Annotated in this window: 1 protein-coding gene and 1 pseudogene; one reads left to right on the forward strand and one right to left on the reverse strand. The window is 36.6% G+C overall.

Going from position 1 to position 670, the window contains the following annotated elements; all coding sequences use genetic code 11:
• The coding region (locus tag NW211_RS13945) for a DUF4122 domain-containing protein (RefSeq protein WP_258328284.1) at nucleotides 1–301 on the forward strand (301 nt) is incomplete at its 5' end.
• Between the two features lie 176 nt (nucleotides 302–477).
• On the opposite strand, the pseudogene NW211_RS13950 reads toward NW211_RS13945, so the two are convergent.
• Nucleotides 478–670 (reverse strand): annotated as a pseudogene (locus NW211_RS13950) (ATP-binding protein); the annotation flags it as partial.

Here is a 670-nt window from a genome sequence, read left to right on the forward strand (position 1 = left end):
GGAATTGATGTCTTCCGAGTCTATTCCTGATCCGGAATTTTCGGGAGCCTGTACTTTTGAAGAGTTGGGTAATGTAGCAGATGTCTTATTGAATAGGACTACAGATAAGGAAAAGATTATGGATGCTGCAGAGACCTTATATAAACTTCAAGATTCCGACATCTATCATTTTTACACTACTTCTATCAGTACGGAAAAGCAAGTGGATAGATTGCTAAAGGATAATCTTGATGGTGCAGGTCGTAGGCTGAATGGTATGCAATCAGAGCGTATTGCGGTTGATTGGAATAAATTTATGTAATAAACATTCTTTTTTTCATTGTTTATATATTTGGTTAACTAGGCTGGCACTCCGATGTGAATCGGGGTGTCAGTGTTTATATGTGTATTCAGCTACTCCAATTAACAAGTAAGGCAAGTATCGTAATGCCTTGTGCATTATGATTCTTGCCTTGCTATTAGTAAATTAAATAAGATTTATTTGTTAAGTAACCACTCTGTAGCAGGAACAACATTTATGGTGTAACCATCCTCCTCAATTGTTTCTTGTTCTTCAAAGGTTACAAGCGTAAGATTATTGCACTTTAGTTTCTTGGCTGCATTCTTCAAACCTCTAATCTCTCTATTGCGTGTCTTTTCAGTAGAGATATCGTATGATACCTGTATCAAC

Origin of the sequence: Barnesiella sp. ET7, from assembly GCF_024733785.1 — a bacterium.
Classification (GTDB): Bacteria; Bacteroidota; Bacteroidia; order Bacteroidales; family Barnesiellaceae; genus Barnesiella; species Barnesiella merdigallinarum.